General features: G+C 66.1%; 17 protein-coding genes. 12 read left to right on the top strand and 5 right to left on the bottom strand.

The genetic code is table 11. From position 1 onward, the window contains the following. Window positions 1-48 precede the first annotated feature (48 nt). The gene (locus KHC19_RS16650) at window positions 49-993 is read left to right on the top strand and encodes a DMT family transporter (RefSeq protein ID WP_213353508.1); all 945 of its coding nucleotides are present in this window, start codon (window positions 49-51) and stop codon (window positions 991-993) included. Here the strand turns inward: KHC19_RS16650 and KHC19_RS16645 are convergent. Continuing rightward, window positions 974-4,111 carry a multicopper oxidase domain-containing protein gene (locus KHC19_RS16645; protein ID WP_213353507.1) on the bottom strand — a complete coding sequence of 1,046 codons (3,138 nt, stop codon included), beginning with the start codon at window positions 4,109-4,111 and terminating at the stop codon, window positions 974-976. The two genes, KHC19_RS16650 and KHC19_RS16645, sit on opposite strands and share 20 nt — an antisense overlap. A 347-nt stretch (window positions 4,112-4,458) precedes the next feature. Between KHC19_RS16645 and KHC19_RS16640 the strand changes: the two genes are divergently transcribed. Further along, window positions 4,459-5,307 carry a Hint domain-containing protein gene (locus KHC19_RS16640; RefSeq protein ID WP_343207741.1) on the top strand — a complete coding sequence of 283 codons (849 nt, stop codon included), beginning with the start codon at window positions 4,459-4,461 and terminating at the stop codon, window positions 5,305-5,307. 20 nt (window positions 5,308-5,327) lie between these two features. Here KHC19_RS16640 and KHC19_RS16635 read toward each other — a convergent pair whose 3' ends face one another. Then, window positions 5,328-6,239, bottom strand: coding sequence for an FkbM family methyltransferase (locus KHC19_RS16635; RefSeq protein WP_213353506.1), 912 nt, complete (start codon window positions 6,237-6,239; stop codon window positions 5,328-5,330). Between the two features lie 374 nt (window positions 6,240-6,613). Between KHC19_RS16635 and KHC19_RS16630 the strand changes: the two genes are divergently transcribed. The 7 genes from KHC19_RS16630 (at window position 6,614) to KHC19_RS26235 (ending at window position 14,725) form a co-directional block, all read left to right on the top strand. Next, complete coding sequence (locus KHC19_RS16630; RefSeq protein ID WP_213353505.1) at window positions 6,614-6,985, top strand: ArsR/SmtB family transcription factor; 372 nt, start codon at window positions 6,614-6,616, stop codon at window positions 6,983-6,985. Continuing rightward, window positions 6,978-7,505: an arsenate reductase ArsC gene (locus KHC19_RS16625; protein WP_213353504.1), complete on the top strand. Its 528-nt coding sequence runs from the start codon at window positions 6,978-6,980 to the stop codon at window positions 7,503-7,505. The genes KHC19_RS16630 and KHC19_RS16625 overlap by 8 nt, the downstream gene beginning before the upstream one ends. An 8-nt stretch (window positions 7,506-7,513) precedes the next feature. After that, window positions 7,514-7,939 (top strand): arsenate reductase (glutaredoxin), encoded by a 426-nt coding sequence (gene arsC / locus KHC19_RS16620; RefSeq protein ID WP_213353503.1) that lies wholly within the window; start codon window positions 7,514-7,516, stop codon window positions 7,937-7,939. 6 nt (window positions 7,940-7,945) lie between these two features. After that, window positions 7,946-8,998, top strand: coding sequence for an ACR3 family arsenite efflux transporter (arsB, locus tag KHC19_RS16615; protein WP_213353502.1), 1,053 nt, complete (start codon window positions 7,946-7,948; stop codon window positions 8,996-8,998). Beyond that, window positions 8,995-10,248: an MFS transporter gene (locus tag KHC19_RS16610; RefSeq protein ID WP_213353501.1), complete on the top strand. Its 1,254-nt coding sequence runs from the start codon at window positions 8,995-8,997 to the stop codon at window positions 10,246-10,248. Before arsB ends, KHC19_RS16610 begins: the two co-directional genes overlap by 4 nt. Continuing rightward, complete coding sequence (gene arsH / locus KHC19_RS16605) at window positions 10,241-10,984, top strand: arsenical resistance protein ArsH (protein WP_378296816.1); 744 nt, start codon at window positions 10,241-10,243, stop codon at window positions 10,982-10,984. The genes KHC19_RS16610 and arsH overlap by 8 nt, the downstream gene beginning before the upstream one ends. Window positions 10,985-11,347: 363 nt before the next feature. Then, window positions 11,348-14,725 carry a S8 family serine peptidase gene (locus KHC19_RS26235; RefSeq protein WP_213353500.1) on the top strand — a complete coding sequence of 1,126 codons (3,378 nt, stop codon included), beginning with the start codon at window positions 11,348-11,350 and terminating at the stop codon, window positions 14,723-14,725. A 56-nt stretch (window positions 14,726-14,781) separates the two neighbouring features. Here the strand turns inward: KHC19_RS26235 and KHC19_RS16595 are convergent, their stop codons facing one another. Beyond that, the gene (locus KHC19_RS16595) at window positions 14,782-15,843 is read right to left on the bottom strand and encodes a linear amide C-N hydrolase (RefSeq protein WP_213354181.1); all 1,062 of its coding nucleotides are present in this window, start codon (window positions 15,841-15,843) and stop codon (window positions 14,782-14,784) included. A gap of 397 nt (window positions 15,844-16,240) precedes the next feature. On the opposite strand from KHC19_RS16595, the gene KHC19_RS16590 reads away from it, so the two are divergent. The 3 genes from KHC19_RS16590 to KHC19_RS16580 all read left to right on the top strand — a co-directional run bounded on the left by KHC19_RS16590 (window position 16,241) and on the right by KHC19_RS16580 (window position 18,961). Further along, a complete protein-coding gene (locus KHC19_RS16590) occupies window positions 16,241-17,872 on the top strand; it encodes a Na+/H+ antiporter (protein ID WP_213353499.1) in 1,632 nt (543 codons plus the stop codon). A 459-nt stretch (window positions 17,873-18,331) separates the two neighbouring features. Continuing rightward, window positions 18,332-18,538, top strand: a complete 207-nt coding sequence (locus KHC19_RS16585; RefSeq protein ID WP_213353498.1) for a hypothetical protein — start codon at window positions 18,332-18,334, stop codon at window positions 18,536-18,538. Window positions 18,539-18,565: 27 nt separating this feature from the next. Continuing rightward, entirely contained in the window at window positions 18,566-18,961 is a 396-nt protein-coding gene (locus tag KHC19_RS16580) for a dihydrofolate reductase family protein (protein WP_213353497.1), read from the top strand. 172 nt (window positions 18,962-19,133) lie between these two features. Here the strand turns inward: KHC19_RS16580 and KHC19_RS16575 are convergent, their stop codons facing one another. Both KHC19_RS16575 and KHC19_RS16570 read right to left on the bottom strand, forming a co-directional pair. Further along, window positions 19,134-20,339 carry a patatin-like phospholipase family protein gene (locus KHC19_RS16575; RefSeq protein WP_213353496.1) on the bottom strand — a complete coding sequence of 402 codons (1,206 nt, stop codon included), beginning with the start codon at window positions 20,337-20,339 and terminating at the stop codon, window positions 19,134-19,136. Between the two features lie 228 nt (window positions 20,340-20,567). Then, on the bottom strand, window positions 20,568-21,055 hold a 488-nt coding region (locus KHC19_RS16570), incomplete at its 5' end, for a calcium-binding protein (RefSeq protein ID WP_425514523.1).

The raw sequence follows: 21,055 nt of genomic DNA, 5'->3' as shown, positions 1-21,055 counted from the left end.
AGGCATGACGTCATGGGTCGGGGCAGGCTTTGGCAGAGCATCGCCTTCATGCTGATCGCATCGGCATGCGCGGCGCTGCTCTCCATCTTCACGGCCTATGCGAAATTCCTGCCGGCCGCCGTCGTCGCGAGCGGCCACAATATCCTGCCGGTGCTGATCGTGGCGGCGTTCGCCAGCCGATCCGTCTGGACCAGCGTCTTCTCCCCGTCCTGGAAACCCGCCTTCATGCGTGCCTGCTGCGTCGCCGGCGGTCAGATCCTGCATGTGCTGGCGCTCTTCGAAGGCCATCTCGCCAAGGTCGTGCTGCTCCACCACATCTCGCCGCTGCTGATCCCGCTCATCGCCTGGATCTGGTTCGGCGAGCGCATGCGGCTGATGACCGCCATCGGGCTCCTGATCGGCTTTGCGGGGATCCTAGTGGTGATCCATCCCTGGCGGGGCGCCGTCATCGCCTTCGATTTCGCGACGGTCGCCGCCCTGCTGTCCGGCGTCGCCGCCGCCCTGTCCAAGATGCTGCTCTACGATATCGCCCGCAACTACGACCAGAGCGCCCGGGCCACCTTCATCCAGACCTTCGGGATGGCGACCTTCCTCTCGCTGCCATTCGCGGTCTATGCGCTCTTCGCCGGCGGGGAGCCGCCGCTCCATCACGCGACGCCCCTCCCCCTCGCCATGTCCGGCCCCGTCATCGGCGACCGGCTGACGCTCGCGGCGCTGGCCGCGTTCATCGCGATGGCCGTCGTCGCGGTCATCGACCAGTTGCTGACCGACCGGGCCTATCGCCTGCTCCCGAACGCCGGGATCATCGGGCCGTTCATGTACACATCCGTGGCTTTCTCGGTGCTCTTCGACTGGTGGTTCTTCGGAAGGGTGCCGAGCGCGGACCTGCTTCTCGGCTCGGCCCTCGTCATCGCCGGAGCCACCCTCGCCGTGGCATCGGTCGAACGCTCCGCCCGCGAAGGGAATTCCCGGTTCAGTCGCCCCCCAGACTGATCGCCCCTCGCCCGTCGATCCGCTGCTCGCCGAGGAGCGTCGCGGCAGCGACGGTCGCCGTCGCATCGGCACGGCCGAAGCCGAAGCGGCGCACGCCGCCATCGCCGCCGGACGGCAGCTGGCTCACGAGAAGGTCCGCTCCCTCGGTGGTGCTGGTCGTGGCGACGCTGACACCGCGGGCCGCTTCGCCGAAGGGCGAGAACGACGCCATCTCGGCAAAGCGGGCCTGCTGATGCGCGGAGGCGCTGTGCAGATACATGGACGGCCCGCCGTCGAGGGCCGAGCCGCTGGAGAACACCTTCACCCGCCCTCCTTCGAGCTGACCGACCACGATGCGCTCGGCACCGCCGAGAGCACCGGCCAGCCAGCCGGTGGCGAGCGACACGCCGCCGCGATAATCCTCGCCGAAGGGCGGGAATGCGGTGGTCAGGACCGGTTGCCGGGGCTCGGCCTTCGCGTGCCCATGGCCGTGCCCCGCTCCCTCCAGGGGAGCCAGCAGCGGGAAGACGAACACCTTGACGGTCGAGGGCGTGCCGGGGCCTGGCGCGGTCACGATGCTCTGCCGCCCGGTGGTGAAGTCGACGAAGCCCGTGCTGACCGCAAGCCCGGAGGTGTCGCCGGGATAGGGGCTGAAGGCGGCGAACAATTCGGGAGCGGAGCCGGCGGGCGGCAGGCGCGAGGAAAACACCTTCACCTCGCTCGGCAGGCCCGGCCCGGAGCCGACGACGATGTTGTCGCCGGTGCTTTCGCCATCGATCTGCGCCGCCGCCACGCTGACGCCGCCGGTCGCGGCGGCATCGAAGGCGAAGAAGCGGGCGAGTTCCTTCGAGAAGGCGGCGGCCCCGGCCTGCGACGCGCCCGAGAGCACGACGACCTCGGGCGCATGCCCTGCCCCGGCGCCGGCGACGAGATCCAGCTCGCCGTCATCGTCGACATCGCCCATGGCGACGCTCACCGGGCCGGAAAATCCCGGAAACGGCGTGACCGTGGCGAGGCGGGTGGCGCCATCATGGATCCGCACCGTGGCCGGTTCGCCCGCGGTGCCGGCCACCGCCACCGCATAGGACGAGACCGCCGGGATGACGTTCACCAGCGCCATGAGGCCGTTATCCTCATGGTTGAGACGGTGGCAATGCATGACGAACAGGCCGGTATAATCCTCGAACCGGGTGCGGATCGCCAGCCGGCCCGGCTCGATCACCGCCTCGGCCGGCCCGAGATTGGGCGCCGGCACATTGGCATTGTCGATCCCCTGCTGCACCGGCCCCAGCTTCAGGCCGATGGTGGGATCGGACAGGCCGACGATCTGGAAATCGTTCACATGGACATGGATGGGATGCTCGTCGTTGTTCTCGTTGCTGAACACCCATTCCTCCACCGAGTTCAGACGCGGCTGGAGGATCGGCACATTCGGGAAGGCGCCGCTGTCGAAGGCGTAGATGAAGGCCTTCGGATCGTCCGTGCTGGCGAGATTGTTGAGGAAGCCGCCATTGATGAGAATGTGCCGGGTGAGATCCGGCGTGACCTGCGACAGATCCTCGAAGGAGGTAAACGCCCCGAGCGGATCGCCCTCGGCAAAGGGCGTGGTCTCGCCCCTGCCCGGCTCGGCGACGACGCGGGCGAGGCGCTGGGTCGGGAACAGGAAGAAACCGTCATTATAGCTGACGGCCGCCGGCGGCACGCTGAGGGTGCCGAGCACCGCCGGCGGGTTTTCGGTGCCGTTGCTGGTGTAGAGGATGCCCGGGGAATTTTCCATGCGCGCGCCGCCGCCCCGCGCCGGCATGTCGAGGACCAGCTCGCCTTCCGCCGGCATGGTCACCGCGATCGCGAAGCGCGAGGCCGGCGGGATGATCAGCCGGGTGCCGTTTTCCTCGACCGGATGGCGGACGAGCGGGCTCGGATTGCCGTCCTGCCCGACGATGGCGATCTTCGGGTGGCGGCCGGTCCCCGTCTCCGTCAACTGCACGGTGATGTAGGCCATGTCGCTGATATTGGCCAGAACCCAGATCTCGGTCTGGCCGGGCTTCATGCGAAGCGTCGGCTGGAACTGGCCGTTGACGGTGAACTGAACGTCGCGCCGATGTTCGGGGAGGTCGGGGTTTGCGGGCACGCTGCCTTCCGGCCCGGCGCCGGCGGTGAAGATCTGAAGATTGTTCGGGATGAACTGGAAACGGCCGCGCGCATTGGCGATCGACAGCGGGCCGGCATGCCACACGGTGGCGAAGCGCGCGCCCGGCGCGGACTGCGTGAAGTTCACCGGCGCGAGAAGCGGCCGATAGGTGCCGGCCGCGAGCGCGCCCTCGGCCGGCGGCGTCAGCGTGCTGACGAATTGCGGCCAGTTGGCGTTGTTGAACTGCGGATTCCGCCCCTGCCGGTCGAAGACGAAATTGTATTGCAGCGCCATGTTGCGGATCGGGATGGCTTTCTGCGTGACGACGGGCAGGTTGCCGTCGCTGCGCCCGATCGACAGCATGCCGGCAAGCCCGAGATAGACATGCGCCGCCGTCAGCGAGTGCAGATGCGGATGATACCAGTACATCCCTTGCGGCATGTTGGCAGGGATGTCGTAGACATAGCTATTGCCGGTGCCGACCGGCATATGGATCAGCACATTGTCGGAATTGGCCTTGGGACTGACATGCAGGCCGTGCGTGTGGAGATTGAGCGGGGATTCGACCAACGGCGCCGGATAAATCGGCACCTGCCCGCCGGCCTCGGTATATTTCGGATCGTAGAAATCGCGGATGGCCAGCCCCGACAATCCGTTCTCCAGCCGCACCACCAGCCGCTCGCCGGGAGACACCTGCAGGGTGGGCGCGGGATATAGATCGCGGGCAGCGGCCTCACCGTTGGAAGCCTTGCCGCGGACCAGCCGGTAGCCGAACAGCAGCGCATTCCCGACCGGTGCCGACGCCGTGTCGAGAGCGATCCTCCCCTGCTGTGCGGTGAGCACGACCTCGAGCACGCCATCCACGCTCGACAGCGTGACCGGCTCCCGGAACTCGGCCGGCGCGAAAGCCGTCTGGCCGAAGGCGTCATCGCCGACCAGCGACGCGAGAAAAAGGGCGGCAGCGATCGCGCGAGCGACCCTGCACCCGACCGGTCCAACCTGTTCCAACTGAGATGTGCTCCAGCCCCGAGGCGCGAATGATCGGGGAAGCGCGGGCCGTCGTCCAGCACCGCTTTGCCGACGCACAGGATTCCGGTGCGGCTCCGTCAGTCCCCCACGACCGGGAGCGGCCGCCATGGAACCTCCCAGCCCGGGCGTCGCCAACCGTGCCCGCCTCCCCGGCCGCCGCGCTCGGCGTCGCCATCCCGCCATCTTGCGCGGAACCAACGGTATCGGCGGATGGATGGAGCGAAAAAAATGCAGAAAAACCGCTGCAACTTCGTAGCATTCACATGATCTGGTTTCTGCATTCAATGTCGTTCACACTAGGCAAACGAATATGAGGGGGAAGGACCGTGGCAGAAGCCGCATTTGCCTATCTGTATGCGACCGACAGTTCTGGCGTCATCCTGGATTCGGAGGTCCTGCAAAATGCCACCGTGACAGCGGCCGATGCGGATCTAGCTCCCGGCGACATAGCGGAAGTTACCGTTCCCTCGATAGGGATCGACGAGTCGCTTCCCTACATCGGCCGCTTCGGAAACGACATGTTCTTTTCGATAGGCGGGGCCGAGCGGTGGCTTCTCAGCAATAACGTATATCTTCCGGGCGAGCAGATTCCGATCAATCAGGCCCCTTATGTTCTTTGCTTCCTGAGCGGCACGATGATCGCGACGCCGGACGGCGAGGTTGCCATAGAGACGCTGAAGGCCGGCGATCTCGTGCTCACCGCCCAGGGCGCCGCCAGGCCGGTGCGCTGGCTGGCGCGTCAAACCGTCTCCACCCTCTTTGCCGATCCGCTGAAGACGATGCCGGTGCGGATCCGTGCCGGCGCATTGGGCGAAGGGCTGCCGAAGCGCGACCTTTATGTTTCGTCCGATCATGCGCTGGAGCTAGACGGCCTGCTGGTCCAGGCGGGCGCGCTGGTCAACGGGACCACCATCGTCCGTCACACCGACATGCCGAGCCCCCTCGTCTATTACCATGTCGAGCTTGACGATCACTCGCTGATCCTCGCCGAAGGGGTTCCGGCCGAGACCTTCGTCGACAACGTCACCCGCCGTCGCTTCGACAACTGGCAGGAGGCACCGGAGGCGCCCGTCGCCGAGATGGACCGGCCGCGCATCAAGTCCGCTCGGCAGGTACCGGCCCGCATCCGGGACAGGATCGATGCGCGGGTGCCGGCGGCGGTTGCAGCCGCCTGACGCCCGCGCCGCCGAAGGGATCAGTCCCTCAACAGACCCATCTGCCGATAAGCGCTGAATTTTTCCGGGTGTATGAAGAAGCCGTTCACCCGCTGGGTGGGCCGGTCCGACACGCGAAGCTGATCGCCTTCGCGTTCGGCGAACACGTAGCCGTGCGAGAAGGCGGTCTTGGTGGCGAGATCGATGACGTGACCGCACTCGGCGATGATGAGGGGCTTCTGACGGTCGAGCAGCTTTGACGCTCCCACCAGCACATGCCCCTCGAACCCCTCTGTGTCGATCTTCACCGCCACGATCCGGTGAAGATTGAGCTTCGACACGCCCGAAGCCATCCAGTTGTCGACCGTCGTGACGGGCGATGTGAACGGGTGGATCTTGAACGTCTCGACCGCGCCGAGATAGTTGCGCGCATAGTCGAACGTGTTCTTCACATAGGAGGGGATGTGAGGATTGGTGTCCGCGGTGGTCAGCGCGGACTGGATGCGGCCATTGATGACCGAGGTGTGAAACGTCAGCTCGTCGTCGCGGTCCGAGATGCCGGTGCGATAGTGCTCATATTTGGGACGATGGCGCAGGCGCGCCCACCAGCCGCGGGAAGCCCGCGCATTCACGCGGCGCCCGAGCTCCGCCAGGATCGGCTCGAAGCCCTTGATCGGCTCGAATGCCGCGATGGAAGATTTGGCGCCGACCCGCCAAAAACCGGTCGCCGAGTAGCCGAAATTCGCCCCGATATCGAGAATGGTCGTGGCGGGATCGGTGAAATGCCTGAAGACGATATAGTCCTCGTCATGCGCCTCGGGCTTTTCCAGGATGTGATCGACAATGTTCATGTCGACGTCGAGCTGTGGATCCGCAAGAAGCGTCGTCTCCTCCGATCTGTCGCCTTCCTGAAAATAGCGCGTGAGGACGCGTTCGACGTCGCGCTCCGACATACCCATGTGCACTCCTCGCCCAAAGCCGTCGCGCTTTCCGCGCGCTCTTGTAGGGCGGATCCTACAGATCGCGGATCGGGTCCGGCAACCACGGGATGCGCGCAGCACGCTTTCCGCGCACCGGCCATCCGGCCCGAAGGCCGGCGCCATGCATGGTTGGCAGATGACCTCTTCTTCTCTCGACATCCGGCAGGCGGGATGAAAGCCGGCATCCCGTGCGTGACGCGCGGCGCCGAGCCTGGCCGGACCGGAAGCCTTCAGCCAAGGAATTCAACGCCGCGAGCGCGCCTCGCTGTCGCCCTCCATGGCGAGACGCCCGACGATCCGGGACTATAGCGATTGCAGGACCTCATAATGTCGACTAGTCTCGACATATGGAATCAGAACAAGCCATCCTCGCATTCGCCGCGCTCGCGCAATCGACCCGGCTGGACGTCTTTCGCCTGCTGATCGAGCATGAACCGCTTGGGCTGCCTGCCGGAGAGGTCGCCCGCCGGCTCGCGGTTCCCCACAACACGATGTCCACCCATCTGGCGGTGCTCACGCGGGCGGGACTGATCGGCGCCGAACGCCAGAGCCGGACGATCATCTACCGCGCGAAGCTCGATACGGTGCGGGCGATGGCCGGCTTCCTCGTCAAGGATTGCTGCCGTGGCCGCCCGGACGTGTGCGAGCCGCTGATTTCCGACCTCTCCCCCTGCTGCTCCCCACAAGCCCTTGTGGCAAAGGAGGCCGCCGATGACTGACCGCATCTACAATGTCCTCTTCCTCTGTACGGGCAATTCGGCGCGTTCGGTCCTGGCCGAGAGCATCCTCGCGAAGGACGGGGCCGGCCGCTTTCGGGCCTTCTCCGCCGGCAGCCAGCCGAAAGGCACCGTCAATCCCCTCGCTCTGAAGGTGCTTCGGGCCTACGACTATCCCGCTGAGGGCTTTCGGTCGAAGAGCTGGGAAGAGTTTGCCACGCCCGGCGCGCCTGTTATGGATTTCGTGTTCACCGTCTGCGACAACGCAGCGGGGGAAGCCTGCCCGGTATGGCCGGGCCAGCCCATGACCGCGCATTGGGGGATAGAAGATCCTGCCGCGGTCGACGGAATGGACATCCAGAAGGAAACCGCCTTCGTCGCGGCCTTCCGCTATCTCAGGAACCGGATTTCCGTCTTCACGGCGCTACCGATCGCCAGCCTGGATCGGATGACGCTCGGCTCCAAGCTGATCGAGATCGGCCAGTTACAGGGGTCGACCGCACCCCGCCCCAGCGTGGCATGAGGCGGACCATGGACGTCGTCATCTACCACAATCCCGACTGCGGCACCTCGCGCAATACCCTGGCCATGATCCGCAATGCCGGCATCGAGCCGCATGTGATCGAGTACCTGAAAACCCCACCCAGCCGCGCATTGCTGGCGCAACTGATCACCCGGATGGGCGTGCCGGTACGGGCGATCCTGCGCGAGAAGGGCACGCCTTATGCCGAACTGGGGCTCGACGATCCGCGGCTCGACGACGAGCAGCTGCTCGACGCCATGATGGCGCATCCGATCCTCATCAATCGCCCCATCGTGGTCAGCCCCAGGGGCGTGAAGCTGTGCCGCCCCTCAGAGGAGGTGCTCGACCTGCTGCCGCCGCAACTCGGCGCGTTCAGCAAGGAAGACGGCGAGCGCGTCATCGACGCGCAGGGCCACCGCGTGGCGGGAGCGTGACGCGGCATGTCCACCTTCGAACGCTACCTCACCCTGTGGGTGGCCCTTTGCATCGTGGTCGGCGTCGCGCTGGGGCACCTCCTGCCGGGCCTTTTCCACGCGATCGGCGCGGCGGAGGTCGCCAAGGTCAACCTGCCGGTGGCGGTGCTCATCTGGCTGATGATCATCCCGATGCTGCTCAGGATCGACTTCGCGGCCCTGTCGGAAGTTCGCCAGCACTGGCGGGGCATCGGCGTCACGCTGTTCATCAACTGGGCGGTGAAGCCGTTCTCCATGGCGGCGCTGGGCTGGCTGTTCGTCGGCTGGCTGTTCCGTCCCTACCTGCCGGCCGACCAGATCGACAGCTATATCGCCGGGCTGATCATCCTCGCCGCCGCCCCATGCACCGCCATGGTGTTCGTGTGGTCGAACCTGACGAAGGGCGAGCCGCATTTCACGCTGAGCCAGGTGGCGCTCAACGACGCCATCATGGTGTTCGCCTTCGCGCCCATCGTCGGCCTCCTGCTGGGGCTCTCCGCCATCACCGTGCCATGGGATACGCTGGTTCTCTCGGTGGTGCTCTATATCGCCGTGCCGGTGATCATCGCCCAGATCGTGCGGGGGCGGGTTCTGCGGGGCGGGGAACAGGCGCTTACCCGGCTTCTGGCGCGGCTCCAGCCGCTCTCGCTGGCGGCGCTGCTGGCGACCCTGGTGTTGCTGTTCGGCTTCCAGGGCGAGCAGATCCTCGCCCAGCCGATGGTGATCGCCCTGCTGGCGGTGCCGATCCTCATACAGGTCTACTTCAATGCCGGGCTGGCCTATGTGCTGAATCGCCTTTCGGGTGAGCAGCATTGCGTCGCCGGTCCTTCGGCGCTCATCGGGGCGTCCAACTTCTTCGAGCTGGCGGTCGCCGCGGCCATCAGCCTGTTCGGCTTCCAGTCGGGGGCGGCGCTCGCCACCGTCGTCGGCGTGCTCATCGAGGTGCCGGTGATGCTCACCGTCGTCTGGATCGTGAACCGCTCCAAGGGCTGGTATGAGGGTGGGCGTCCAGAAGTGTCTCGGGTCACTCGCCAGCAATGACTTCCCCTGACGAGATTGCCGCACCGCGTCCCACCAGCCTGTTCATCACCGGACTGGGCATCGGGCAGATCTGCTCATGGGGCTCGCTCTATTACAGTTTCCCGCTGATCGCCGAGGCGATGCGCCATGACCTTGGATGGTCGAAGACCGAGCTTTACGGCGCAGCGACGCTCGGTCTGGCGCTGGCGGGGCTCGCGGCCTATCCGGTAGGAGCCGCCATCGACCGGGGCCAGGGACGGCTGGTGATGACGGCGGGCTCCATGCTGGCGGGTCTGCTCCTGCTGGCATGGTCGCAAATGTCGAGCCTGCTGGCCTTCTATCTCTGTGTCGCCGGCATCGGCGCGCTTCAGGCCGCCACGCTCTATGAGCCGGCCTTCGCGGTGGTGGCGCGTCGCGCCGGGGCCGCCAATGCCCGCGCGGGGATAACGGCCTTGACGCTGTGGGGCGGCTTCGCCTCCACGGTCTTCATTCCGCTGGTTCAGTTGCTCCTGGACCGCATCGGCTGGCGTGACACGCTGATGGTGCTGGGCGCGATCAACCTCCTTCTGTGCGCCGGCCTCTATGGCGCGGTCATCCGGCCGGCATTGGACCGGCATGCGGGCGATATTGCGGGGCCTTCGGGCACCTCGTGGACGCCCAACTCCGTCGTGCGATGGGTGTTGCGGCAGCCGGTGTTCTGGGCGCTCGCCATCGCCTTCACCGCCTACAGCGCGACCTTCTCCGCCTTCACCTTCCATCTCTATCCGCTGCTGATGGAACGGGGCTTCAACAGTGCCGCCGTGGTCGCGGCGATGGCCGTCATCGGCCCCGCGCAGGTGGCCGGCCGGCTGGCCATCTGGATATTGGCGCCGAAAGCCTCGGTTCGCATCATCGGCTGTGGCGTCGTGCTGGTGTTTCCGGTGGCGCTGATGGCACTGGAACTGCCGCCGAGCTTCACCGTCATCGCCGCCATGGCCGTGCTCTATGGCGGGGCCAACGGCATCATGACCATCGTGCGTGGCCTTGCCGTTCCCGAGATGCTGACGAAACAGGCCTATGGCGCGGTCAACGGCGCCCTGGCGGCGCCGGCCTCCATCAGCCGGGCCGTCGCGCCGCTCGGGGCAGCGTTGCTGTGGGCCGCGAGCGGCTCCTACGAGGCGGTTCTCTACGCCCTCATCGCGGGAACGCTGCTGCTCGCGGCCGGTTTCTGGATCGCCGCCGGCCTGTCGCGCCATCCCATCGCCCGAACCGCCGGGAGCCCCCATGCCTGAAGCCAAGATGCCTGAAGCCGACGACTTTCCCGCTCTCGACCTCGACCATCTCGACATACCCGACCTCGGCAAGCTCGCAGGACGGGAGCCGAGCCAGCATCCGCCGCGCATCCTGCTGCTCTACGGGTCGCTGCGGGAACGCTCCTACAGCCGGCTGCTGGTCGAGGAAGCGGCCCGCCTGCTGACCCGCATGGGCGCCGAGACGCGCATATTCGATCCACATGGCCTGCCCATGCCCGACAGCGTCTCGCCCGATCATCCCAAGGTGCAGGAGCTTCGGTCGCTGTCGCTGTGGTCGGAAGGACAGGTATGGTGCAGCCCGGAGCGGCACGGCAACCTCACCGGGGTGTTCAAGAGCCAGATCGACTGGCTTCCCCTCGAATATGGCGGCATCCGCCCGACGCAGGGCCGCACCCTCGCGGTGATGCAGGTGTCCGGCGGATCGCAGTCCTTCAATGCCGTGAACGCGTTGAGGGTGCTCGGCCGCTGGATGCGCATGGTGACCATTCCCAACCAGTCCTCGGTCGCCAAGGCTTTTCAGGAATTCGACGAGGCCGGGCGCATGAAGCCGTCGCCCTATTACGAGCGCGTCGTGGATGTGATGGAGGAGTTGGTCAAGTTCACCCTGCTGCTGCGGGACAGGGCGGATTACTTCACCAGCCGGTACAGCGAGCGGAAAGAAGCAACCCGGCAACGCGAGGACCTCGCCAGACTCAGCGGAGTGGCGAACAGCTGATAGCCGGCTCCGATGCGGCCGTCGCTCTCCGCCGTTTGCAATGCATCTCGGTTTCGCCGTCGCCAGCGGTACCGTGCCCCGATCGGCGCCCTCTGTTCATGGACAAGAGCGGCACCGAACCGACAGGTTTGGGAGCCCGGACGCGACATGGACGGCCGGCCCTCGCGCCAACTTGCCGCACTATCGGTAACCCTTTGACCCAACGTCAGAAAAGATCTGGCGCGCCCAAGCCGCGCAATGCTATGCGGCTCATGATGGTGAATCGGCACAAGCGGGGGCAAAGTGTTGAGCGTTCGGTTCGGATGGCGCCGCGTTCTTGTTTCATATGTGGCGCTGACCGCCGCCTTGATGAGCCCTTCCGCCATGGCGGAGCCGCGACAGCCCTCGCGGACGGAATGGACGAGCCTGCAAGCGGCGCTCGGGACCGCAGCCGGCTATGGTGATCGCTCGCTGATCGCCAGCGTCGTCGAGAATGCCCGCCTGACGCCCTACCGCTCCACCGCGATCGAGACGGTTGCGCAGCAACTTCGCCCTGAACTCGCCGGTGCCATCCGGCAGGCCGCGGCGACCGGCCAGGAACTCGCGCGCCTGACGGCGGCAGCTTCGCCCTCCCCCGCCGGCGGGACCGGCGTTCTCGCCAATCCGACGCCGTTCCCCGGCGGCGATCCGAACATTCCTCCGTCCAGCCTGTCGGAGTACCAGCGCAATTACAGCCTCGACGCCATGCATGTCGACGCCGCCCTTGCGCTCGGACTGACCGGCAGGGGCGTGACGGTGGGCGTCATCGACAGCGGCATCGACATCCGCCCGGACGGGACGATGCATCCCGAATTCGCCGGCCGCATCGATCCGCGCTCGACGAGCTTCCTCTATTGGTTCGACCCCGCCAGATTGCCCGCGAACTGGGACGAGGAGGATTTCTACGCCGCCTTCGTGCAGGGCCCGACCGACCCGATGGACCTGGATGGTCACGGCACGCATGTCGCCGGCATCATCGGTGCCGGCCAGAACGGTTTCGGAATGCAGGGCGTCGCGTCCGGGGCGACGTTGCTGGCCGTCAAGGCCATAGCCGGAGGGGGCACTGTTCCCTACAACGGCGGTGAATTGTCCATCGTCGACATCGAGTATTGTGGCCCCAGCATCCTCAAGGGCGGCTGCGACGAAATCGGCGGCAAAGACTTCGCGGCGGAAACCTACGCTTTCCAGTACCTCGCTCAGTTCCCGGATGTCCGCGTCATCAATGGGAGCTTCGGCCCCAATCCTCCCCGGGGTGCGGTGAACTGGGACCTGGGAGATGCAGTCCAGCAGGGCTACCTGCTCGCCGAGGCGCAAATGGCCAGGCGCAATCTTGATGCCGGTCAGATCATCGTCATGGCGGCCGGCAATGGGCGGATCTACAGTCCGATACGGTCGGAAAGTCCAGACGGCATCGGACTTTATCCCTTCATCCAGCCTGCGAACCAGGGCGTCCGCAACAGTGCGGGCTATCTGGTCTATGACGATCACGGATCGGGCCTGGATCTGAGCTTCACTTCAGCCGAGGCGCTCGCCGCTGCAGAGGCCGAGGACGGCAACGCGCGGGGGCGGATCGTGGTGGTGGTCGCGCTCGATGCCTACAACCAGCTCGCCAGCTACTCCCAGATGTGCGGCGTGGCGATGAACTGGTGCGTCTCGGCACCGGGCGGCGACCAGGTCGCCGTTCGCTTCCCTGATCGAGGGCTGCCAGGTGATCGAGGCATCGACTCCACGGTGCCCAAGGACAGTTATGATTATTACAGCGGCACCTCGATGGCCTCCCCGAATGTCGCCGGGGCCCTCGCGGTGCTGATCGAGGCCTACCCCAGCTTCACGCCGGCCGAGATCGTCAACATCATGTTCGTGACGGCGCAGGATCTCGGCGCGCCCGGCATCGATGAGATCTATGGCTGGGGCCTCGTCCGCCTCGACCGCGCGCTCGCCGCCGGTCCGGTCGGCATGAACGGATCGGGCACCTATACGGTCGGGGCGGAAAATACGGACATCGCCTGGCTGGTGGGCTTCACCGGCCAGGGAAGCCTCGACAAGGTCGGCTCCGGCACCCTGACGGTGCTGGATGACGTGACGTTCCAGAAGGCTTCCACGGTGGATGGCGGCACGCTGTCGGTCGAGGGCGCGCTGACGACGCCGTCGCTCGCGATCGCAACCAACGGCACGCTCGGCGGAACCGGCCGGGTGAATGCCGACGTCACCATCGCCGGCACGCTGGCCCCCGGCCATTCACCGGGCACCCTCACCGTTTCCGGCGACGTGACGCTCGCCTCCACTGCCACGACCCGCATCGAGATCGACGGTCCCGCGACGGGCAGCGGCGCCGGCTCCTTCGATCGGCTGGTCGTGCTCGGCGCGGAGTCGGTGTTCACGGCGGGCGGCACGCTGGCGCCGGTGTTGCGTGGTATCGTCGGCGAGGCGACCAATAGTTTCACCCCGTCCCTCGGCCAGAGCTTCGCCTTTGTCCAGGCTCCGTCGATCACCGGCAGCTTCGCCGCGCTGGCGCAGCCGGACAGCGGGCTTCCCGCCGGCACTCGCCTGGACGTGCTCTATGCCCCGCAGACGCTGGCGCTGGCGGCGACCCCTGCGCGCTATGGCGATTTCGCCGCACTCGGCCTCTCCTCGACACGCAACGAACGTTCGCTCGGCGCGGCGATCGACGCGCTGCGCCCCGCCGCGGGCGTGCGGCCTGACGCGAACGCCAACGACCTGTTCAATATTCTCTATGCCGCCGATGCGATGGCGCTCGATCGGGGCTTCTCCTCGCTCACCGGCCAGTTGCAGGCCGACATGGCGACGACTGCGGTGCGGGCGGTGGGGCGGTTCGCCGATACGCTCGGCGAACGGCAGATGGGCGTGGCGCTCAACCGGCTCGCGACCACCGGCACTCCCTACGGCACCGGAGAAGCCTGGGTGGCCGGCGAGACCAATGCCACCAATGTCAGCGGCTCGCTGGGGCTTGCCGGCTATGACACCCGCGCGAGCAATGTGGTGCTGGGCCTCGACTGGCGGTTCGGTTTCGGCGTCGCCGGCATCGCGGCCTCCTACGAATATGCCGACGTCTCGGCGGGAGTGGACGGCTCGGGCGACGTCGACACCTATCACGGCGGCCTGTACGGCACTTTCGCAATCGGGCCGATGGCCCTCGCGCTACGCGGCGGCGTGACATATGGCGATCTCTCCACCGTCCGCACCACCACGCTCGGCGCCTATTCCGAGGCGGCGGCGTCGAACGGCCACGGGCTCGGCGGCTTCGCCGAGGCGACGCTGTTCCGCGCCTTCGAGACCCCCGCCGTCACCGTGACGCCGTCGGCGACACTCGGTTATCGCGGCTTCCACCGCGACGGCATGGGGGAGACGGGCAGCCTGTTCGCCCTGTCGGTGCCCGGCCAAACCTTCGACGAAACGCAGGCGACGCTGGCGGTGGCGTTTTCGCGGCGCGTCGTCTTGTCGAACGGCACGGTGCTGGAGCCGGTACTCAGCGCCGGATGGCGGCATGATTTCGGCGATCTCGCCCAGACGAGCGATCTCGACATCCTCGGAACCATCTTCGAGACGGAGAGCGCGCCGATCGGCTCGAACGCCTTCCTCGGGCGCCTCGAGCTCAATGCGGTGGCGTCCGACCGCCTCTCGCTCGGCGCCGCCTATGAGGCGGAGATCCGCGACAACCTCACCGGCCACACCTTCGCGGCGCAGGCGACGCTGCGCTTCTAGCCCGCGAAGGCCTATCGCGCCGGAAGCCCTTCCCTGGGACCTTCCGGCCAGGGCGATCAGCCGGGCGGCTGGAAATCGAAGGGCCTGGCCGGCTTGAATGCGGAGGTCGCGTCGCCGGAGAAGACATGGTCCTGGATCGGACCCAGGTCGAGCTTCTTCACCTGTCCGGTGGCCGGGGCGAAGTCGATGGCCTTCAGGTCGACCCAGAACGTGTTCGGAGTCAGCGCGGATTCAAAGAAATACAGCTTGCGCTTGTGGTCCACGACCGTACGCCAGCGCGTGGAGGAGACGAAGGGCTGCTCCGGCGTCGTCAGCCCATAGGGCACCGATACGTTGCGGATGACGCTGAACACGCTGGCGAGCGCGCGGTTCGGATCCTCCCATTTCGGGATGGCGTTGACATAGAAGGAAGCGCGGGCGAAGCGATCGGCGGCGCGGTTGGTGCCCGGCAACTGGTTCAGCCCGCCGATCTGCTGCCAATAGGCGGCGAGCGCCAGCTGCTGGTCGTAAGTCGGCGAGTTGGTCATCACCTGATACTGCTTGCCGTGATGGATGACCTGCCTGCCGTCGATATATTCGATGATGGCGCTGTCGCCGCTGGGGTCGGAGATCGACAGGTGCAGCGTCGCCATGCGGCTGCCGTCGGGCAGGGTGTCGCTGACCAACACGAAGGGTTCGTCCTTCAGGGCCGCCACCGCTTCGGCGACCGTGCCGAAATTGTCGAGCACATATTGCGCCCAGGCGGCGATGGAGAGGCCCGGCTTGGCGGGGTTGGCCGGCGGATACCGGGACTCCGTCAGCCAAAGCATGTTGGCCATCAGCCCGGCCTCGTTGACCCCATCGGTGGTGGAGATGTCATAGCCGGAGGCGATCACGCTGCCATATTTCGACGTCCAGCGCAGCGAATTGGCGCCTCCCGCGCCATCGCGCTCCATGCCGCGCGGAAATATCCAGAGATTGGTCAGGATATCCTGCGACCAGTCCATGGAGCGGGCCGTGATGACGTTGTCGTTCGGTCCGAGATAGACGAACCGCGTGCAGGCGGAGGCCGCCGGGACGGCAACAAGCGACGCGGCGACGAGGGCGCAAGCGACGGAGGAGAACGGGCCGGGGGACATCGGGGCTCCTGATCTGTGGCCTCTCATAAAGAACGCCTTCTTCCCTCGGCGGCAAGATGCACGAGCCTGCGGCAAGAACGTGCCGGCATAGGCATCGGTGCGAAAGCTCCCATGCATCGCCCGCGCACCCGCTCGTGAACCAGCTTCGACATCGACGGTGCCACAGGCCGGCTGGCCGTCGCATCGGATGCACGCCCCGCCAGCGGTCGGCAGCATGTCGCCGCGGCGGTCGAATCCGCAGCGGAGATGTGGATCGAGAAGAATGGGGCGCTCCATCGCGTCATGCTCCCGAGAGCCGTTACCGCTCCCCCCGGCGACGACACGCAGGATCGGGCCATGCGGCACAGGCGTGACGATCCTGACGGAACCAGCTCCACGCCTGTCCCGATGAGACCGCATGAACCTGCTCTGGATTGTCCTCGTGCTTCTCGTCGGGGTCGTCGCCACCCACTGGATCGCCAGCGCCGCAGGCGGGCGGATCGCACCACCGCTTATCCAGATCGCCGCTGGCGCCGTCATCGGCTTTGCCACGGATTTCGGCGTCACCCTGCAACCGGAACTGTTCTTCCTGCTGTTCCTGCCGCCGCTGCTGTTTCTCGACGGCTGGCGCGTGCCGAAGCGGGACCTGCAGGACAATGCCGCCATCGTCCTGTCGCTTGCTTTCGGGCTCGTCTTCTTCACCGTGCTCGGGGTGGGGCTCATGCTGCACCTGATCCTCCCCGCCATGCCGCTCCCGGTCTGCTTCGCGCTGGCGGCGGTGCTGTCGCCCACCGATGTCGTGGCGGCCACCGCCATGGTGACGGACGTGCCGGTTCCGCGTCGGCTGCTGCGCATTCTGGAAGGCGAGGCCCTGTTCAACGATGCCTCCGGCCTCGTCTGCCTCCGCATCGCCGTAGCGGTGATGATGACCGGCACGTTTCCCTTCTGGCCGTCATTGGGAGGGCTCGCCTGGGCAACGATCGGCGGCGTGGTGCTCGGCCTCGCCTTCAGCAGGGTGATCGCCTCGGTCAAGCTCTGGGTGGTGGCTCGCCTGGGAGAGAATACCTCCTCCCAGATACTCATCAGTCTCCTCAATCCCTACGGCGCCTATGCGCTGGCCGATGCGATCGGCTGCTCGCCCGTGCTGGCGGCCGTATCCGCCGGCATGATGATGAGCTGGATCGAGGTGAGCGGCCAGGCGCTCGCCATGACCCGCATCCGCCGCAACGCCGTATGGGAGACGCTGCAATTCGCCCTGAACGGGGCCATTTTCCTGCTGCTCGGCGAGCAGTTGCCCGGCATCATGACGCGGGTCGGCGCGGGCGCTGCCGAGAGCGGCCATGCGGAACTCGGCTGGCTGGCCGTCTATGTGCTGGCCGTGATCGCCGCCCTGGCGGTGCTGCGTTTTGTCTGGGTCTGGATCTCGGTCTTCATCTGGCTGCGGCTCGACACGGAACGCGCTCATGGCCAGCGCCTGCCGAACAGCCGGCTGGTGCTGGCCATGTCGGTAGCGGGTGTCCGAGGAGCCGTCACGCTGGCGGGCGCGCTGAGCCTGCCGCTGCTTCTGCCCGACGGATCACCCTTTCCCGCGCGCGATCTTGCCATCCTCATCGCGGCCGGCGTGATCCTCGGCTCGCTGATCCTGGCCAATGTCGGCCTGCCGAGGTTGTTGAAGAGCGTCCCCCTGCCGCAGGAACCCCGGCAGGATCAACAGGAACTCATGGCCCGCATCGAAGCCGCGAAGGCGGCGATCGCCGCGCTTGGTCGAGCTGGCGAACACCAGGGACCGGGCGCGGACGGCCGTCTGACGGCGCTTGCCTCCGTCACCGAATACTACCAACACCGCCTGGGCCAGCTGCAGCCGGAAGTTCGACAGGGCGAGGATGCCGTGCATGCCGAAGAGCGGCTGCACGCATTGGCGCTGAAGGCCGAGAGCGCGGCCATCATAGCCTTGGTGCGCAATCATCGGATCTCGAGCGACATCGCCCACAAATTACTGCGCGAGACGGATCTCGCGGAGGCCGCATTCGAGACCGCGTCCGAGAACTGACGAAGCTTCGCTCCGGCGGGCGAGATGCATGATCGGGAGCAATGTCGGACACGCCCGTCCTCCGCGATGAAGTGTATCCGAAGCTCATCGCGTCGAATGCGCCGCATGTTGGCTGTTGCACGCCGGGAAGTTGAGGATGAGGCGCCCGAGAAGGCATGCGCCTGACTATCCCCACAGCCAAAAAAGACCGGCCAGGCGCCGGGCTTTTTCGTTTCTCTGCCGGGCCCCTTCATGCCGCTTCCGGGGTTCGACGGTCGCCTGAGTTTCCCTTCAGGCTCGATGGTCGGCACTCGGTCGGCTTCGGCCGGACTATTTCTCCGGCCGTCCCTATGGTGGCCCTTCAGTCCTGACCTCCATATCCGCCACAAGGTTCATGAGACCGTACAATGAGCGGTGGAACAGGGAACGCCGGGAGCAGGCCAGCGTTTCTCGCTGAGCCCCTTCATCAAGGCGAGACCCATGTCCGCACATGTTCCGCCACCTCGTGATGCCAAGAAGGCCGCGATCATTGTTCTCGCCATCGTTGCGGCGATGATCGTGGCGATCTTCGTCGGCTTCAACCTCTATCACGCCGACACACTTCAGGAGCGGCAAGCCGGCCAAGTCGATCCCCAGGACTTGCCCAAGGGGCCGCGCGATCTCCAGACGGAACCGCCCCCGAGATAATCCGTGTCGCTCCAAGCGAGGAACCCCATGGCTGACGTCCGTTCAATGTGCGCGATCGGTCTTCGTGGCCAGCTCGGCCTCCGCGGCGGGCTTCCTTGGGAAGGCCGCAAGGAACCGGAGTTTTCCGCCGACGTCGCCCGCTTCTTCGCGCTGACCCGCGGCCATGTCCTGCTGGTCGGTCCGGCGACGAAATCGTCGATCCCCGCTTTCGCCTACGCCGACCGCACCGTCGTGGGGATCAGATCCGGGGATGATCCTGCATCCGTCATTGCCGCGTTCCCGGACCGGGTGGTCTATGTCGGAGGCGGCCCGGCGGTGTGGAAGAGCTATGCGCCTCTCATCCAGCATTGGGATATCACCCGCCTCCCCTATGACGGGGAGGCCGACCGCTGGTTCGATCCAGCCTGGCTGACGGCGGCATAACCGCCCGGCACGTCCCAGTGAAAAGACGGTGAATGCTCCGGCTTGCCGATGTCGAGTGCCTCGGCATGGCGTTGCAGTCGCCGGCCAGTGCTGCCGGCAGGTCGAACATCAGCGGCTCTGAGGCATTTTCCGTCGACCGCTCGAACCGCCGCCCGACCGGCGAAGCGATCGATCAATTCCCCGATGCCGTCCGCGTCCGGGGAGCGCCGTCGAGCTGCGGATCGACGGGCGCCGCCGGAGGCCTCGTCGCCCAGGCACCACCGGAACGTCCCTGGTCATGGCCCACGACATAAAGGTCACGCATGGCATCCGTATCGAATGTCATCGTCCCGGAATCGTCGATGTTCGGCGGCACCGACACGATATAAAATCCGAGGCCGTTGCGCTTCGAAAACGTGTAGACGTCATTGAAGGTGCGGGTTGACGACGACCGTATCATGGTCGAAACCGACCGCGACACGATCTCCAGGGTGTTCTGTTTAACCACCTCGAAATCTGACGTTATTTTCCCGTTATTGAGGATATATATCGCGCCACCATGCCGTGACATGATACGGGCGGGATTGAGCAGATATTCGCTTGGCAGCACGAAGATATTCGAGATGACGCTGCCGTCGACGTGCATCTCCGCGAAGTACCTGGATCCACTCTCGACATCAATCATGGTCGGTGTGAAGACGCCGGGAATGCTGGCCGACGCGGTCATGACACGGCGGAACAGTTCCTCGGAACCCGGCGCGCCGCTGGCGGCGATGGCGCCCATGTTCCAGATGACCGACCGTTCGGCGTCGAGATTGGTGGTCGTAACGAGAAGCCGCCGTCCCCGGCGATGCTCGCGCGCGACGGCCGCGATCACGTCGCTGGTCACGAAGCGGCGCGCCAATGTCAGCAGGCGCCCGCTGTCGAAGACCCCGTTGCCGAACAACGCATTCAGCGGATCAGGATTGTCCACCAGGGTGATGCCGTAGCCGCCCGTGTACATTTCCTTCAGCGTGTCGTCATAGGCGGGACCGAGAAAGGCGAATGGCGCGATCAAGGCGCCTGTGCTGACACCCGAGACCACGGTGAATTCGGGGCGCGTGCCACTCTCCGACCACCCCTTGAGGAAACCCGCCCCGAAGGCGCCGTCGCCACCGCCACCGGATAGCGCCAGGTAGCGGAACGGTTCGCGGGACATTTGCGTGTAGCGGGCCGCCTCCACCGCGGTGCTCTTCGAATCCGCCCAATAGCGAGCCTCCGGGATACCCGGGATGACCGCCCGGCTCTGCTCCTGTTCGGTGAAGGAAGTACGCGGCATCGGCGCGCAGCCGCCGAGCGTCAATGCCAGGACGGCCGCGAGCACGCCGCTTGCGCACCATGCTTCTTCCTTATGAAACATCGTGATCCCCAGCCCACAGCGTAGCGGCAGCGTTCAATTACGCGATTTATCATGTCTCCTGCGGATTTGCCGGTCGAGTGGCGCGCAGTTGCGGTTGATCCGCATGGTGCCCCCGCCTCAAACCTCCCAATGGCCCAGGAAATATGTCCGGCTCCCGGCGCAGATCACGGAGAGCTGTCTTGTCGGTGAACCGCCGCTCGTCTCGCGCCGGTCCGCCCTGCGCTCCGGTCAGGTGATCAGGAAATTGCTGGTGGTGAGGTCGGCCAGCCTGGCGTTCTGCAGCACGATGCCGTCGCTGCCGTCCCAGATCACCACGTCGGTGCCGTTCTGGAACGCCGCATCCATCGCCGCCCCGATCGAGGCGAAGATCGCGCTGTCGAACACCACCCGGTCGCGGGTGACGTTCCAGTCGACGAAATAGTCGACCCCGCCGCCTTCCTCGAGGATCGCATAATCATAGCCCAGCCCGCCATAATAGGCGTCGGTGCCCTTGCCGCCGGTCATGTAGTCGTTGCCGTCCTCGCCGAACAGCCGGTCGCTGCCGTCATGACCGTACAGGCTGTCCGCACCGCCGCCGCCATAGAGGTTGTTGTTCAGCCCGTTGCCGGAGACGATGTTGCTCTTGCCGTTACCGCCGGCATCGGTGGCGGTACCGAACAGCACGATGTTCTCGAAATCGGCGTCCAGCCCGCGATTGACCGAGGTCCACAGCGTGT

This window comes from Ancylobacter oerskovii (genome assembly GCF_018390555.1).
GTDB lineage: Bacteria > Pseudomonadota > Alphaproteobacteria > Rhizobiales > Xanthobacteraceae > Ancylobacter > Ancylobacter oerskovii.
This window is presented reverse-complemented; position numbering and strand designations above follow the sequence as displayed.